Origin of the sequence: Anabaena sp. UHCC 0451 (genome assembly GCF_034931405.1) — a bacterium.
Lineage (GTDB): Bacteria > Cyanobacteriota > Cyanobacteriia > Cyanobacteriales > Nostocaceae > RDYJ01.
In genome coordinates, this window is record NZ_JAYGHA010000005.1 from 98,763 (window position 1) to 115,105 (window position 16,343).

The window sequence follows — 16,343 nt, forward strand, 5'->3', positions numbered from 1 at the left end:
AAAACCAAAAAATCTATTTATCAAACTCTTAGCTCTCTACGCCTCTGCGTGAAACAAATAAATTCATACTTGTATTCAGCAACGCCGAAAATCGCTGATACTCAAATACCCAACCTCTTTGAGAAGTCGGGTATCTTTTTGTTCACAACAAATATGAATATTCCTAGTTAAGAAATAGGGGTATTCATCTGTTCAGCCAAACTGTTAACTAAAGCTACGGCTTGTGTCAGTGCTTCCTTACGATCTACCATCAAGTGATGAGGTGGTAATAGGCTTAATACTCCTAAACTTTCCAGGCGTTTCTTAATCTTGCCCGTTGCACCAACAATGATCACTTGACGACCTTTTTCACAAGCTTCTCTGATGGCGCTTTCAATAGTTAAAGAAGCGGTAACGCCCATCATCGGTACATCACTCAAATCAAGGACAATAACATCGCAATCTTTGATGGCGTTATGTTCACGAGAAATCGCCTTAGAAACACCAAAGATCATTGCTCCACTTAAGTAGAATAGCAAAACTCGACCATTGGCTGCATCCAACAAACTCTTTTCTTCTGGAGTTAAATCAATCGCATCATCCGCATCACTAATTGCCTTAACTGTCTCAGACTGCATACTAGAAAGACGTTCAATGGTTAAGATGTTGGCGATAAATATACCCACACCCACAGCAACAATTAAATCTACAAACACAGTCAGGAACAAAACACCATACATGATGATTGAACCCTTGAGAGATACCTTGTGAGAGCGTTTTAAGAAACTCCAATCCAGAATATCAATCCCCACTTTGAGCGCAATACCAGCTAACACAGCCATTGGAATACTCTGAGTTACACCAGCAGCACCCAAAACCACAACCAATAATATCAAAGCACGAGTGAGGCCAGATACCGCAGTTTGCGCCCCAGTTTGGATATTAACAACAGTTCCCATTGTTGCCCCAGCACCAGGTAAACCACCACACAAACCAGATACTACGTTAGCGATACCTTGGCCAATTAATTCTTTATCAGATTTATGTTCAGTGCGGGTTAAGCTATCAGCAACTACAGCAGTTAATAGGGTATCAATACATCCCAACATCCCCAACATTATCCCATCAACTAACATGAGAGTGATGTTTGATAATGTGAAAGTTGGCAGTTGAATCTTTGGTAAACCAGTTTCAATTACACCAATGCGTTTGATATCAGCATCACCGAAAAATACCAAAGAAACCACTGTCACCCCTACTAATGCAATTAACTGAGGTGGGACAATGCGCTTAACTTTCGATGGCGTTAAGTAAATAATTGCTACCGTCATCACACCCAAAATCAAAGCGATGGGGTTGATATTTGCTAAGAGATCAGGTAAGTTTTTGACTATTCCTAAAACTCCACCTTTGGGAGTTGGCTGTCCCAGGAAAGGTGCTGTTTGCAAAATAATTAAAATCACCCCAATTCCTGACATAAAGCCAGAAATTACACTGTAGGGCATGAGGGTGATATATTTTCCTAGCTTAAAGATACCAAAGATAATTTGAAATATCCCTGCTAACATGACTACGGTAAAAGCCATAGCTAAACCGTTTTCTGGGTCTTTTGCTATGAAAGAACTGATAATACCAGTAATGACTACTGTCATGGGACCAGTAGGTTCAGATATTAGAGTTGGTGTACCACCAAATAACGCGGCAAAAAAGCCGACACAAACAGCACCATAAAGACCGGCAACTGGACCTGCACCGGAAGCCACACCGAAGGCTAAAGCTAAAGGTAGAGAGACAATGGCAGCTGTAACACCACCGAAAATATCGCCGCGTAAATTGCGGAAATGAATAGTATTGGTTATTTCCATTAGTGGATGCTCAATGACGACAAAATTGTACGGTTTAGACAGGTTTTTTCTGTCTAATTAAATTCACAATTTTAGCCATATAAAAACATCTAAACTTATCCGTTAGAAACTCAAATAGTGAGGAAAAATTTAATCATGTTATATTGATTTACAGTGATAATTATTTGGTGGCTTTTATAATTCCCATTTTTTGAAAAATTGGGAATATCTAAGCTACCTTTTCTCTCACGTTAAAGGGCTGAGTTCTATCTGATTGTTAGTGTGTATTGTATGGTTGCTAAAATTGCCATAAAACTTGCAATGGCTAGATATATTTTAGCTATCTATGAGATGGGAGCAAAATGATTTTTTAAAAAAATGTCATCATTGTTGGGAATTTGCATTTTAGTCAGTTGAAAATTAAGTGTTATGTCGGGTGAAACTAGATAAACAGATTTTTAAATTACTGGGATATACTGTTACTTAGTTGCGCTTAATCTTTGTTTATTAACGTAAGTACGCAACAATAAACGTAACAGAGTTGAGCCTAGTAACAAAAAACCAGAACCTACTCTAGAAGGAATTTGAATAAAAATAGCATACAGCCTTTAGCACTCAAAATCTTAATTTTTGAATGCAATATTTAAATAATACTATCCCTGATATGGTGTCTTCCCACGTCTGCGGTAAATTTACCACTTTTCCTGTATTTACGGGTATTTTAAAACTTGTTGAGCCTTCTAGTCTAATTGTCAAGACTGATGATACTAAGTACATAATCTAAATCGACTAACGTTTTGAGTAACGACCAGCAAAAAGCCGGGGTCATGCCCCGGCCTTTTAGGTCTGCGTCGTTTCGACTCAACAGCCTTCTGGTCCACAGAAATGTCTTCCGTACAGTACCTCTGCTTCACAGATATAGATAATACCCGCATAATCGGTGAAAAACTTGATTGCGACCTTATCTGCAATATCTTCGGCCATCTCCCGATTTTCGGTGAGTACCTCGAACTTTACATTCGAGTCGGTGTCGGCAGTGCTGGGTTTACCCGTAGAGCGCACGTTACGACTGCCTTTACCGCCAGTATCCACCACCGTATAACCGGTCGCCCCACATTCATCAATGATCTTGGCGACCTTTTTCATCAGAACCTTTTCTGTAACGATGACGAGCTTATTGGCACGCTTAGACATATTAGTTACCTCCTTACTTACGTAAATTGATATTATATACTGAGTTGGTTAGTCTGCCGGTTCAAGGGAGTGCCAACAGACCGCGACCTGTTTGGGATTAGCCGCCGATCGCCTGAGCAAGACCGATAAAGAATGGTATACACACACCAATCGCAATTGGCGTACCAATTGCTGTAGACGCGCCTATATATGCCGATGGATTAGCCGAAGGGATACCTGCTCGCAATGTAGGAGGACCGGAGATGTCTGAACTAGAGGAAGCGATGACAGCCAGTACCACGACACCGCCCATGCTGAAGTTCATTGTGTAGTGGGCAATCAGACCGAGACCGAAGGCGAGCAACCCATGTATAAACGGTGCTATCACACTATAGACAACATACCATTGAGCCACCTTACGCAGTTCACCCACTCTTGACCAAGCTTCCATACCCATGACCAGCATCAAGATCGAAAGCAAGCCACGAAAGGCGGGATCGTAAAAGTTTTTATAGACACTTTCCGGCTGGGTGAAAAGTCCAAGAGCCAGTCCTAACAACATTGCCGATAAGGCAGGACCCCGGAGGCTTTCCTCGATGATCGGCCATATCTTGACCCGATTATCCGCAGGATCTTTCTGTTGGCTGAGATACTCCTGCCTGGTGCTAGGATAATCACCAGCTGCAACAGGCTGCTTGCTGAAAGACTCCTGCATGGCAGATTCGCCTGCTTCTTTAAGCTTCTTCTTGTTGAGATAAATGTTGGCTATCACAATCGCAGTTACAAGCGCGGGGATATCCATAAAGGGATAGAGTGCGCCAGTCCATGCTTCAAATGGAATTTTTTGTTCTTCCAGTACGGTCAGACCGGCGGCCATGGTAGAACCACTCACCGCACCAAACAAACCCCCAGTTGCAATTGCATCCACGGTTCTGACCTTCGGCAGCTTGGCCAATGTATAGCGGGCAATGAATACAACCGCAATACCTGTGACTACAGCAAACAATGCGGGTAAAATCATGTCCGCTAGGTTGGAATTACGGATCGCAATTCCACCGGTCAGACCGATTTTTGTGAGCAGCATGAAGACGATGATCGTACAAATTGACTCTGGAATTACCAATTCACTACCAAGGGCAGCAATGATCATCCCACCAATCAAAAATGCCAGTGTTGGGGACTGCAACTGCTTAACAAAGTCCTGCAAGAAAACGGACAAAAAATCCATTAATACCTCCTTGTGTCTCCTCTAATGAGGAGTATTAAAATAAATGAACTAAATGAACTTTAAAAAAGAGTGATGCGCTTGACTACTACAGCACAGATGCTGCACAAGAACCTGTGGACAGGTCTTACGGTCATTGGTCTGTCCAGTCAATTTACGGTGTCTTGATGATAAAATTCAGACATAAATACATCTCCTGGATTTGTAAATCTATTTTTTAGCCATGAAAATTAAAGCCAGATGAAATTGATTTTTCCATCTGAACTAAAATATATGTAGTCATGCAAAGTTCACATTTTCTGACGGAAAATGGCTAACTCGGCTATGGGAACAAAGTTTCATTACTTTGGCTCACTAAGTGAGATGGGGGTGCATCTCTGACCTAGTGAAACTTAGTGTACAGGTTTTTTATAGAAATTGATCAACATGGAAAGGCAATTATTAAATAAATATTAGATTGGATATATAAGTAAAACTTTATAAGTTGGTCTTAATTTTAAGTCAACTTTCTAATATATATATTGAAACTAATGATGATGATTATGTCTAGATTATGATTTCCGTAGCTATGAGTTAAGTTAATCACATTCACAAGGCATGAAATAGATGATTTTGATGCTAACTATAAGATTAAATCTTCATCTATAGATGAGTCCTATGATGAAGATTTTCTATAACTTATGAATAGGCGTTTAACTGTCAACTAATAACTTATTAAACCCGCAAACCAAAGTAGGTAATAATCAGTACATCTGCGCCTGTATTAACTATTTCGTGAACTTCTCCTACTTCTATGGCGTAGCAGTTTCCTGGTAGCAGGGGGTATTCTTGTTCGTCAATGCGAATTATTCCCGCACCGGATTCGACAAAGAAGACTTCGCACATATCTTGATGAGAATGTGCGGGTGAGATTTGTCCAGATGCAAAATAAGCTTGGGAAAAGTTGGTAAGATGAGGTAAATCGCCAAAGCGCAACATTACCTTTTTCTTGATCTCTGGGTTGTGGGAAACAGAGGTTTGGGGTAAGTCGTTGAGAGAAGTAATAATCATAAATTGGTAATTAAAGAGTTAAGTGTGATTTTCGCCAGTACGTTAAATGAAAACTCATGAAAATTATTGCTTACAGTTATAGTGATCCACTTTTGGAAACGTCTCCTGATCAAGCTAGTTGGGGTTGGGAAGTAGATCAAATTTATCAGGATTTGGGAGAGCGATCTCAACTACAACAATTACTAAATGACTGTGAAACAGAACCTGCAAATTATCTGCTGATTCGGCGTTTAGAAGAATTGGGGGATACATTAGCACAAGTGAGCGATCGCCTGAACCAACTAGAAGTTATGGGCGTAATAGTCATTGCTACAGAACAAAAATATACCTCTGAAGTCTCTAAATTCCGTGTCGAACTCCTAAACTTACTCCAAGAAATTCAACGTCAACAACGCAGTCGCAGCATCCGTCAAGGACACGCCCGAAATCGTCTCGAAGCCTCACCACCACCAGGTAAAGTCCCCTACGGCTATCGCAGAGGTAAAGGAAAATATACTATTGATCGCAGTACATCGCCGATAGTCAAAGATTTTTTTGACAACTTTTTACTTTATGGTTCTTTACGTGGTTCAGTTCGTTATATAGCCAAAAAATACGCTAAAAAAATCTCTGTCACCACAGGAAGACGTTGGTTAACAAATCCCGTTTATCGTGGTGATACCGCTTATCAAAATGGGGAAATTATTTCTGATACTCATACAGGTATTATTTCTAGGGAAGAAGCAGCGCAAGTTGACCGACTTTTACGCAGGAATAGCCGTTTACCTTCTCGTACCGCTAGTGCGCCTCATTCTTTAGCTGGTTTGGTTGTTTGTGAACAGTGTCAGTCGCGGATGATAGTCACTCGTGTTAATCAGCGTTATCAAGAACAGGAGTATTTGTATTTACGCAATACAAATTGTCCCCAAAGTCCTAAATGTCGTGCTATTCCTTACTCAGAAATTTTGGAAAAGACAATTGAAATTGTTTGTCGAGATTTACCTTTAGCCGTAGCAGGAATGAATTTTCCCCAACTAGATACTATTAAAAATAGCTTAAATGATAAAATTAGCAATCAACAAAATATTCTTGAACAATTACCCAAGTTAATAGAAACCGGAGTATTGGATACAGAAACAGCAAAATTAAGAGCCTACAAACTCCGCACAGAAATTTCTCAACTTCAAGCTAAGTTAGCTATTCTCCCTCCTGTAAATTTACGTTCTGTCGCAGAAGCTGTTTCTATTTCTCAGTTTTGGTTAGATTTATCAGAAGTAGAAAGACGGTTTTATTTACGGGAATTCATTCGCAATATAGATATAATTCGTAATGGGAAAGATTGGGATTTACAAGTAGTGTTCATTTTTTAATCGTAAGGGCGAAGCATTCGGTGTAAGGGCGAAGCATTCGGAAGATAAACTGGGGAAAAAACCGATAAATTATCGCCCGAATGCTTCGCCCCTACATTGGTGATCCCAATTCCCAATTAATCTCCAGATGATTTTGGTGATTTACCAGCATTTCTTACATTCATAACTTTACTGAGTAAATCAAACCAAAAAGGCGCTCCCATTGCAATAGCAATACCACTTGTTATCCACCCAGCAAACATAGTTAATAAACCAATAATAGGTAGTTTTTTTGTATTGGGATCATTCCAGTATATTTGCTCTTGTAAGTTATCCTTTGTCCAACCAATTGGTAAATTAAGATCCTCTAAAATCTGTTTAGTATCTAGATCTTTGATATTGCCAGAATTAGACTGTTGAACTATTGTTTGTTCCGCTTTATAAATAATTGTTTCTCGCAATACTGTATCCTTAGATAAGCGATCAATAATATGAAATGTATCAGCATTAGCACCAAAAGCTAAGGCGATACCAATTAAAATTGCTACTCCTTTAGCATTCCGTTTGTAAACACCACCTGCTCGTTGCATAGAACTATCAAAACAGGCTTCAATTTCTCTGCGTAATATTTGAAGACCTTCTTCTGTATTTCTAGCTTTGTATTGTGCTTGCTTGGCTATGCTGACAATATTAGTTTTGATTGCAGATGGTAAACTATCAACTAATTCTTTAATGGTTTGATATGTTGGATCATCCTCATTTTGTAAGGATGTTTGAAGTCCATCACGTACAGCACTACCTGTATACATTAATGTCATAATTTCGTTAATATTAGGCTTTAAACCTTCTATAATAATTGCTTCTTCTACACTTGAAAAAATGTGGTTACGGTAAGATTCTAACCGCTTACAAGTTTCTACTAAAATTACATTTCCATTTTCTAGATTCGCTTGAAAATTATTTATGTATCTATCAAAGCTATCCTTCATCCGACTAACGCTGATATCTATATCAAATGTGTGATTTTTAAAATCATTAACAATGATTGTATAATCTGACCTGAGATTCTCATAATCATCCTTGATATCCTTGGTAATATGATTTGGTAATTCACCGTTTTGTATTTGCTTAAGTGATCTAGTTAAAATTGTTTTTACCTCTTGTAAATGTTTATTTTTAACTTTTTCAAGTCTTGCTTCCGTTATATTATGAATGATTGTTGGTAATTTAAGTTCTTCTAGCAAACTTGCAGCAAAAGTATCAGCAGCAATATAAGATGGTCCGCTATGTTCATTACCAAAAGACTGTGTTTTTGGCGATGCTGTAGACATTTTGTTGCCTATTTTATTAGTCATGTTAGCTACCATCCAAGTAAATTTTCTTGGTAAAGTCGAGAAAAATCCTTTTGCCTCTTGGTTGATACCTTTGATTAAAGGATTGCTATAAATAGCATTCACCAGTTTCATGACTTCTGGTTTTTCCGATTCCTGCGAATTTCCTGATAAAAAAACTTCAATTGATTTCCTTAAGTGTGAGGCACGCCATTGTAGAAGTGTAGCGATTAGTTCTTGAATTTCTGATGCTAACAAACTTAAAATCAAGTAAATAAAAATTAAGCCCAAGGCAACATCTAAAATAAAAGGTAAACGCATTGACAGACTCCTTTAGTGTAATTGACCAATTTAGGTTTGTAATCTTTATATCATTTAACTTGAAAAATACTTGTTAAATTGTTTAAAAAATAACTAAGAAAAATTTTGTTGAAAAAATTATCATTATTCCCGGAAAACTGCGGTAATTTGGGATCTAGCCATTGCTAGTGAAAACAGTTTGTGGCAGTGTGGCAACATTGGAGATTCGCTCTGGTCTCTATGGAATTAAACCAGCGAGTAAAATGATTAGCATAGAATATGCAAGAAGGAAGCTATATTTGGACTCATCTAGAAAAACAGCATCGCGCAGCTGACAAATGGATTGATTGGATATGGCTGATAGTATTGCTGGTGGCAGCAGTGTTACTGTTTAGCATCAATCTGGGAGGACTGCCGCTGCGAGATTGGGATGAAGGCACTGTGGCACAAGTTGCTAGAGAAATTTGGCGCTCCCCAGAAGGTTCAATGCGCTGGCTTTACCCTACTTTGGGAGGTGAACCATACCATAACAAGCCACCCCTTATGCATTGGCTGATTGCTTGGGTTTACTCTCTGGGCGGTGTGAATGAATGGACGACTCGCCTACCTGGTGCAATTCTGACAGCCGTTTCTGTACCTTTACTGTATTGCATTGGCAGAGAGATATTTAGGCAACGTTGGGCTGCTGTTTATAGTGCTTTAATTTATTTGACCATGCTACCAGTAGTGCGTCATGGGCGATTAGCAATGCTAGATGGTATGGTAGTCAGCTTGTTGATGGTCATGTTATTGTGTGTGTTGCGATCGCGCCGAGACTTACGTTATTGTCTGGGTATTGGTATCAGTTTTGGGTTGATTTGCCTAACTAAAGGTATCCTTGGCATATTATTAGGTGCTATTGCTATAGTCTTTCTCTTTTGGGATACACCACGATTACTCACAAATTACTATTTGTGGATAGGAATATTCATCGGTATTCTTCCTGTGTTTGGTTGGTACACTGCCCAACTACTAAGATATGGTTATCCTTTCTCCCAAATAGATTTAGGTAATCAATCCTTCAATCAGACTGCTGCTCATGTTAATGGTCAGCCTCAACCACCTTGGTACTATCTCATAGAAATCATCAAGTGGACATGGCCTTGGCTAGTATTTTTGCCCCACACCGTGCGCTTCACCTGGGAAAATCGGAATCTTAGTTGGGCAAAACTGATCATTGTTTGGAGTAGTATTTATTTACTGCTGATTTCTCTGGTTAGCATTAAACTACCTTGGTATATATTCCCAATTTATCCTAGCTTTGCTTTGGCTTTTGGTTTCTATTTAGTACAGGTCGAGAATTTGCGTTTATTCTCATCCTATCCCCGTGCTTGGGTAACAAGTTTTGCGATATTAGCTGTGATAGCTTCTGCGGGTATTATTTATTTGAGTTGGAGTCATGCAGGAACAACAGACTTACAGATGATTTTGTCCGCAGCAGCTTTGACTATGACCTTAGCAGCTATTTTAACCGAACGAGGTGATAGGCAGTTTTTGAAGATTTTAGTTTGGGGAAGTTATCTTTCCCTGCTGTTGTTAATGAAATCTAATTACTGGGTGTGGGAATTAGGAGAAGCTTATCCAGTCAAACCTGTAGCGGCCATGATAGCCCGTGCTAATCCCACTGTTCGGCAAATTTACACATCTTTTCCCTACCCTCGTTCATCCTTGGATTTTTATAGCGATCGCACCATTACTCCTGCTTCTTTCGGCGATTTGCAATATTATTGGCAGTATAATGGGCAACCCTATTTTCTTGTGAATGCTTCTGCCTTAGAAACTCTTAAACTCCCATCTATCAAAGTAATTGATCAAATAGCAGGTTGGCAATTGATTACAAAAGACAATCATCGCTTGTAAGTAGGTAGGCGTTGAAATTTATCGTTGAGGCAAGGCAAGAGGCAAGAGACTTTAAGGGATTTTACATTTTGTAACATACCTCGTTTTTTTCAAGCCGACTTACTTAATTTGAAAAAAGGAAGTTGTCAAAAGACATAACACCCTGAAAGTTAAAACTTTTTCAGGGTGTAATTTTCAACTTTTTGATTCAATTACTGTAGATTTTCTTTTCCTGGTTCATTACCTTTTTTTATTTCTGGAAACAATTGATGATTGTAGTTTGTATTTTCTTGGGTGATGGCAATAGTAGCCAATAAAATTGCACCTCCCATAGCCAAAGCTAATAAAGGACGTTTCAGAAGCACCAAATCTCTAATCATTCTAGCTAAAGGTCGGCTTTGACGACGTAAAGCTGAAGAGATTACCATTTGTTTCCAAGCAAAGGGATCTCGCACATAGTGACCACTTTTGCAAACTACAAGTTTTTCTTGACAATACGGACAAGTAAATAAGCCAATATAGGTTTTAACAGGTTTTGTCCTGTTGTTTTTTTGGCAAATTGGGCAAGTAACATAATTACTATCAAAAGTGTGTATATTCATTTAGCTCGTCCGCTTAATCCATTTACTCGCTATATAACAATAGGTATATTCACTAGTTAGGAGTTCAAGAGTATGACTAACGCCAAGCTGCGCTATCAGAATTCAGTCAACAGTAAAAGTAAAAAGTAATAACTGATAACTGAATCCATCACTCCATCACCATCACTCACGATTATAACTAGTAACTTGGCTTACTTAGTAGCCTTGACAGTATCGTCTCAACATCAGTAATGCACCATACATTCATTGATCTTGCTATTAATCAGAGCTACATAGCCGTAACATGAGTATAGCCAGATTTGAGTAAGGATAACTCTCTTGTTACTGCTGATTTAAGCTATGTTTACAAAGTCCATAGTGACTTGACTTTGCGGCTCGAGAATCAAATCAGCACTCACTCATAACCATTAACTACTAATTCTCTCCCATTTAAACCCTGATCTTCATAAAAATTTTGATGTCTTGTTCGGGTTTACCAAAACTTTGCAAATTCAAAAAATCAAGCATAGTTGGCTGGTTGCTAAATCATGGCTCACAATGAGAATTAACAGCTAAAAAATTTAATTTTTTCTGACATTTACCCCGGATTTCCATGACTCTCTTGCCTCCTACTCAATTGAGGAAGGTAACTCAACTAGCTGCCTTTCCCATACCTTCTACTCATTTAACTCATCTCATCAATCGTTTTCAACCATCACCAGAAACAGTAGTGCTGTTTTTAGCCATCCTCATTGGTGGTGGTACTGGTATGGGTGTAGTCACTTTTCACTATTTAATCCAGCTGATTCATGATCTGATGCTGGAGAATTTTATGGGACAAATAGGAGTCTGGGGTGCTTGGACTTTAGCTTGTGTACCTACCCTGGGCGGACTAATTGTAGGCTTAATGCGTTGGCGGACTCAAGATTTTGGACCTGGGCTTTCATCTTTAATTGCTGTCTCTCAAGGTAGAGAAGTTAAGCAGCAACTACGACCTGTTACCAAAATGATCGCTGCTGCTGTTTCTTTAGGTAGTGGTGCATCTTTGGGTCCAGAGGGTCCTAGTGTAGAAATTGGTACTAATTTTGGGGTGTTGTTGTCGGATGTGCTGCAAGTTTCTCAAGAGAGACAGCGGTTACTTTTGGGTGCTGGTGCTGCTGCTGGTCTAGCTGCTGGCTTTAATGCTCCCATTGCCGGGGTATTTTTTGCTCTAGAGGTAGTGATGGGAACTACATCTTTTGCTACTTCTGCGGTTAGTGTAGTGTTACTTGCAGCGGTAGTAGCGGCTTTAATTGCTCAAATTGGTTTGGGGACTCAACCTGCTTTTGCCTTACCTGCTTACCAAGTCCGCAGTCCGTTAGAATTACCGCTTTATCTGGGCTTGGGTTTGGGTGCAAGTTTAGTGGCGCTGACTTATACACAATCCATTCGTTTAGTGAAAGCGTTTTTTGCCGGACGGTTGAAAAGGTTTGAATTTTTGGCCAAGATTCCTCAGCCTATTCAACCAATTATCGGTGGTTTAATAGTTGGTCTAGTAGCTTTACAGTATCCACAAATTTTGGGTATTGGTTATGGAACTGTGCAAGCAATGCTGCAAGATCAGGAATTTTCTTTGAACTTGTTAATTGTACTCATGGTGTTGAAAGTGCTGATGACGGCAGTTAGTGCTGCTAGTGGTTTTGTGGGTGGTTTGTTTGCCCCAGCCATGTTTTTAGGGGCATCTTTTGGGTCTGCCTATGCTAAAACTTTGGCTTTAATAGCGCCAGGTATTGGTGAGTATATGGCCGCTCCTCCAGCTTATGCCATGGTGGGTATGGCTGCTGTTTTGGCGGGTAGTGTGAGAGCGCCGTTAACAGCTATTTTAATGTTGTTTGAATTAACCCGTGACTATCGGATTGTTTTACCTTTGATGGCGGCGGTGGGTTTAAGTGTCTGGTTGGTAGAACGAATCAAGCCGACTTTTAATTCTAATTCCAATCTTCAACAAATTGGTCTTGCGGAATTGAAAGACGATCAGGTGGAAATTGTGCAGCAAATTTCTGTAGCAGATGCTATGCACTCCTATCCCAAAAAAATGCCGACAAATTTGGGAGTTTTAGAGGCGGCTATGGAAATGATCCGCGATCGCACAGCCAGTGCTTTAGTCATTGATGCCAATGAACAATTAGTTGGTATTCTTTCTCTGGATGATATTAATCGCACTCTTTCTGTTTGGGAAAATTATCAAAATTCTCCTGGGCAAATTCAGGCTAATTTTTCTAGTCAAACAATTATAGACATTTGTACAACTGACATTCTCTATGCTTGGCAGGATGAACCTTTATCTGAAGCTTTAGACCGGATGGCGCTGCGCGGTTTGCATCAGCTACCAGTGGTAGCCCGAAACAACCCTGACTGCATTTTAGGTTTACTAGAAAAAGAGCAAATTGCTTTAACTTGTAATTTGGCAGCTACACGCAACGCATTACAGCATTATCTACCAATCCTCCCAACAACAGATATAGTCATTGGTCATTAGTTATTGGTTAGTACGCAAAAATCAATAACTGCAAGTCAGGGTTTAGCATTGCTAAACCCCTACAACTGACAATTGACATTTGATTAAGCTGTAGCTTCTACTTCTTCAGCCTCATCTTCTCTGTCTTCTGGCTCTACTTGGCGGAGTCGAATGTGCTTTTTACCTAAAGTGATGATAAATTCATCTCCAGGTTTGAGATTCATCTGTTTTGTATAAGCTGAACCTATGAGCAAGTTGTTGTTAGACTGTACGCTAATTCTATAGCTGGCACTGCGTCCACCACGACCATTGGCACTAGGTGTGCTATCCAACTCAATGCCCTCAGCATCAATTAGGGCATTTAAGAATTTCATCATGTTGACGCGCTCTATACCATTTTTGGTAATGGTATAGTAGCCACACTGTTTAGCTTTATCTTCCTTGCTTTCGTTCTCTAGCTCCTTAACTTTTTTGAGCAGTTCTTCACCAACAAGGGGGTCAATTTTTTTCTGTTTAGGCATCAACTTAGGTCGAAATTGAATGTTTGAAGTGGTTGAATCGATTTTATTTTAACTGATACTGAGCTATTAGGAACGGAATCCTTTATTTTTTTATCTCAGCATAGCCAAGTATATTACACTCACTGGAAAAATTGTTGCACAATTACCAATTTTGTCAAGATTTTTTCTAAAATAAAATTCTGAGAATGCTGATATCTATATATATAGTTTGTGAATTACTGGTAGACTGTATTTTAATACTTGTGGGTTAAAGGGGAAGGGTTCAGGGAGTAAGGGAAAGGAAAAACCTTTAATCTTTTCCTCAACCAAGTGAAAATTTCCAGGCTGAAAACCTAGTGTTGTATTGATATGTCTTTGTTTAAGTTTTTTAAAGTTTCGCAAAAAAGTGGTGCGCTCACCGAAGATGATCCTAAAGTCATTAGTCATTAGTCATTAGTCATTAGTCATTAGTCATTAGCAAAAATATTCTCCCTAATAGCGTCCCTGTTCCCTGTTCCCTGTTCCCTATTCCCTATTCCCTGACAGATGAAACTAACGACTAGAGGACATTATAGTGTGAAGGCATTGCTAGATTTGAGTTTACAGCCAAAATATGGTCCTGTATCTGTAAGAGCGATCGCCAAACGTCAAGATATTCCTGCTCCTTATTTAGAAAAGTTACTGATAGAAATGCGTCGCGCTGGGTTGGTGAAATCAATTCGTGGTAGCATTGGTGGCTATCAATTAGCAAGAGAGCCTGTACAAATTTCTATAGGACAAATTTTAGAGGCAGTTGGGGAAAATATCACCCACTTACCTCTGAACAGCCCAACACCTGCACAAGCTGAAGATTGGGTAACATTTTCCCTTTGGCAAAGACTTAACCAAAAACTAAAAGAAGCTTTGTACAGTATTACTCTGGCAGACCTTTATTATGATGCCCGCAGTTGGCAAGCATCTCTAGGGGAAGAAGCAAGTTTTGTGGTTTAGTCACTTATCAGGGAATGGGGAACAGGGAACAGTCTGTTTACTAATGACTAATAACTAATAACTAATGACTAATAACATTTATATATTAATTATTGCTGCTTTGTTAGATTACCTAATTGGTGATCCTTGGGGTTGGCCGCATCCAGTCAGAGTGATGGGGTGGTTCATTTCTGGTATGAGTAAATTTTTTCTGACACATTGTCAAAATTTTTTTGCACAGCGTCTAGCTGGAATTGTCTTAACTCTGATCTTGATCTTATGTAGTGGTTTGTGTGGCTGGCTAATAATTCAAATGGCTAGATGGTTACATCCATGGTTAGGAATTGCTGTAGAGAGCATTTTTTTAGCCAGTTGTTTTGCTTTTCATAGTTTACGAAAGGCTGCTGTAGATGTTATCCAACCTTTAACAACAGGAAAATTAGAGGAAGCACGACAGATTTTAAGTAATTACGTAGGTCGAGATACCCAAAATCTCTCAGAACCAGAAATTTTGCGAGCAGTTCTAGAAACGGTGACAGAAAATGCTACGGATGGGGTGATGGCTCCTCTGTTCTATGCAATTTTGGGTACATTATTCCCCTTGGTTGGACCAGTACCTTTGGCTCTAGCATATAAAGCTAGTAGTACCCTAGATTCAATGGTGGGTTATCGGGAAGCACCTTATACTTATATTGGCTGGTTTAGTGCTAGGTTAGAAGACGGTTTAACTTGGCTTCCTTGTCGATTAACAGTGATGACTTTGGCGCTATTATCAGGTAAACCTTTAGATGTCTGGCGAATTTGTCGCCGGGATGCTATTCAAGATCCTAGTCCTAATTCGGGTTGGAGCGAGTGCGCCTATGCTGCTATTTTAGGTGTGCAAATGGGAGGCACAAATTGGTATGGTGGAGTAGCTAAACATAAACCACTGCTAGGAAATGCTACTTATCCCATTACCCCAATTTCGATTTACAAAGCTTTGCAATTAACTCGGTATTCTTTTTTATTGTGGTTAGGTATAGGAATATTTTTAATTTTTAATTTATAATTCGTAATTCGTAATTAGACATCTCCAATCCCCAATCCCCAATTCGTAATCCCCAGTAATTATGTCTACTAAAGTAGTTGAAATTCTTTCATCAGAAGAACTGCGTCGTACATTAACCCGTCTTGCTTCTCAAATTATTGAAAGGACGAGAGATTTGTCACAATTGGTACTTTTGGGTATTTATACTAGAGGTGTGCCATTAGCTAATTTATTGGCACGTCAAATAGAGAATCTTGAAAGTATCAGTGTATCCGTAGGAGCATTAGATATTACATTCTATCGTGATGATTTAGACCAAATTGGTTTAAGAACTCCTGCTAAAACTGATATACCTTTTGACTTGACAGGTAAAACGGTAGTTTTGGTAGATGATGTTATTTTCAAAGGCAGGACAATTCGGGCGGCTTTAAATGCAGTCAATGAATATGGTAGACCAGAAGTAATTCGTTTAGCTGTGTTAGTAGATAGGGGTCATCGGGAGTTACCTATTCACCCAGATTTTGTGGGTAAGAAACTGCCTACTGCCCAAGAAGAGATTGTTAAAGTTTACTTGCAAGATGAAGATGGACGGGATGCGGTGGAGTTAATTGGGAATTAAATGAGGGAATGGGGAGAAATAATTAAAAATTAAGAACTTTTG

13 protein-coding genes are annotated in these 16,343 nt (G+C 39.3%); 6 read left to right on the forward strand and 7 right to left on the reverse strand.

What is annotated here, in order from left to right; all coding sequences use genetic code 11:
- Window positions 1-167: 167 nt before the first annotated feature.
- From VB694_RS05315 to VB694_RS05330, 4 genes are all read right to left on the reverse strand, one after another.
- Entirely contained in the window at window positions 168-1,844 is a 1,677-nt protein-coding gene (locus tag VB694_RS05315) for a SulP family inorganic anion transporter (RefSeq protein ID WP_323359269.1), read from the reverse strand.
- Between the two features lie 840 nt (window positions 1,845-2,684).
- Window positions 2,685-3,017, reverse strand: coding sequence for a P-II family nitrogen regulator (locus tag VB694_RS05320; protein ID WP_323359270.1), 333 nt, complete (start codon window positions 3,015-3,017; stop codon window positions 2,685-2,687).
- Between the two features lie 97 nt (window positions 3,018-3,114).
- Window positions 3,115-4,224 (reverse strand): sodium-dependent bicarbonate transport family permease, encoded by a 1,110-nt coding sequence (locus tag VB694_RS05325; RefSeq protein ID WP_323359271.1) that lies wholly within the window; start codon window positions 4,222-4,224, stop codon window positions 3,115-3,117.
- Window positions 4,225-4,935: 711 nt separating this feature from the next.
- Entirely contained in the window at window positions 4,936-5,271 is a 336-nt protein-coding gene (locus VB694_RS05330) for a cupin domain-containing protein (protein WP_323359272.1), read from the reverse strand.
- A 56-nt stretch (window positions 5,272-5,327) separates the two neighbouring features.
- Here VB694_RS05330 and VB694_RS05335 point away from each other — a divergent pair, with 56 nt between their 5' ends.
- On the forward strand, window positions 5,328-6,620 hold the full coding sequence (locus VB694_RS05335) for a recombinase family protein (protein ID WP_323359273.1): 1,293 nt from the start codon (window positions 5,328-5,330) through the stop codon (window positions 6,618-6,620).
- Between the two features lie 116 nt (window positions 6,621-6,736).
- Here VB694_RS05335 and VB694_RS05340 read toward each other — a convergent pair whose 3' ends face one another.
- A complete protein-coding gene (locus VB694_RS05340) occupies window positions 6,737-8,251 on the reverse strand; it encodes a hypothetical protein (RefSeq protein WP_323359274.1) in 1,515 nt (504 codons plus the stop codon).
- A 258-nt stretch (window positions 8,252-8,509) separates the two neighbouring features.
- Here VB694_RS05340 and VB694_RS05345 point away from each other — a divergent pair, with 258 nt between their 5' ends.
- A complete protein-coding gene (locus VB694_RS05345; protein ID WP_323359275.1) occupies window positions 8,510-10,129 on the forward strand; it encodes a glycosyltransferase family 39 protein in 1,620 nt (539 codons plus the stop codon).
- Between the two features lie 191 nt (window positions 10,130-10,320).
- Here the strand turns inward: VB694_RS05345 and VB694_RS05350 are convergent, their stop codons facing one another.
- Entirely contained in the window at window positions 10,321-10,710 is a 390-nt protein-coding gene (locus VB694_RS05350) for a hypothetical protein (protein ID WP_323359276.1), read from the reverse strand.
- 592 nt (window positions 10,711-11,302) lie between these two features.
- Between VB694_RS05350 and VB694_RS05355 the strand changes: the two genes are divergently transcribed.
- The gene (locus VB694_RS05355) at window positions 11,303-13,207 is read left to right on the forward strand and encodes a chloride channel protein (protein WP_323359277.1); all 1,905 of its coding nucleotides are present in this window, start codon (window positions 11,303-11,305) and stop codon (window positions 13,205-13,207) included.
- Window positions 13,208-13,290: 83 nt separating this feature from the next.
- Here VB694_RS05355 and VB694_RS05360 read toward each other — a convergent pair whose 3' ends face one another.
- Window positions 13,291-13,707 (reverse strand): AbrB family transcriptional regulator, encoded by a 417-nt coding sequence (locus VB694_RS05360; protein WP_323359278.1) that lies wholly within the window; start codon window positions 13,705-13,707, stop codon window positions 13,291-13,293.
- Between the two features lie 525 nt (window positions 13,708-14,232).
- On the opposite strand from VB694_RS05360, the gene VB694_RS05365 reads away from it, so the two are divergent.
- From VB694_RS05365 to pyrR, 3 genes are all read left to right on the forward strand, one after another.
- Window positions 14,233-14,676, forward strand: a complete 444-nt coding sequence (locus VB694_RS05365) for an Rrf2 family transcriptional regulator (protein ID WP_323359279.1) — start codon at window positions 14,233-14,235, stop codon at window positions 14,674-14,676.
- Window positions 14,677-14,740: 64 nt separating this feature from the next.
- Window positions 14,741-15,703 (forward strand): adenosylcobinamide-phosphate synthase CbiB, encoded by a 963-nt coding sequence (cbiB, locus tag VB694_RS05370; protein ID WP_323359280.1) that lies wholly within the window; start codon window positions 14,741-14,743, stop codon window positions 15,701-15,703.
- 61 nt (window positions 15,704-15,764) lie between these two features.
- A complete protein-coding gene (gene pyrR / locus VB694_RS05375; RefSeq protein ID WP_323359281.1) occupies window positions 15,765-16,301 on the forward strand; it encodes a bifunctional pyr operon transcriptional regulator/uracil phosphoribosyltransferase PyrR in 537 nt (178 codons plus the stop codon).
- The last annotated feature ends 42 nt before the right edge of the window (window positions 16,302-16,343 follow it).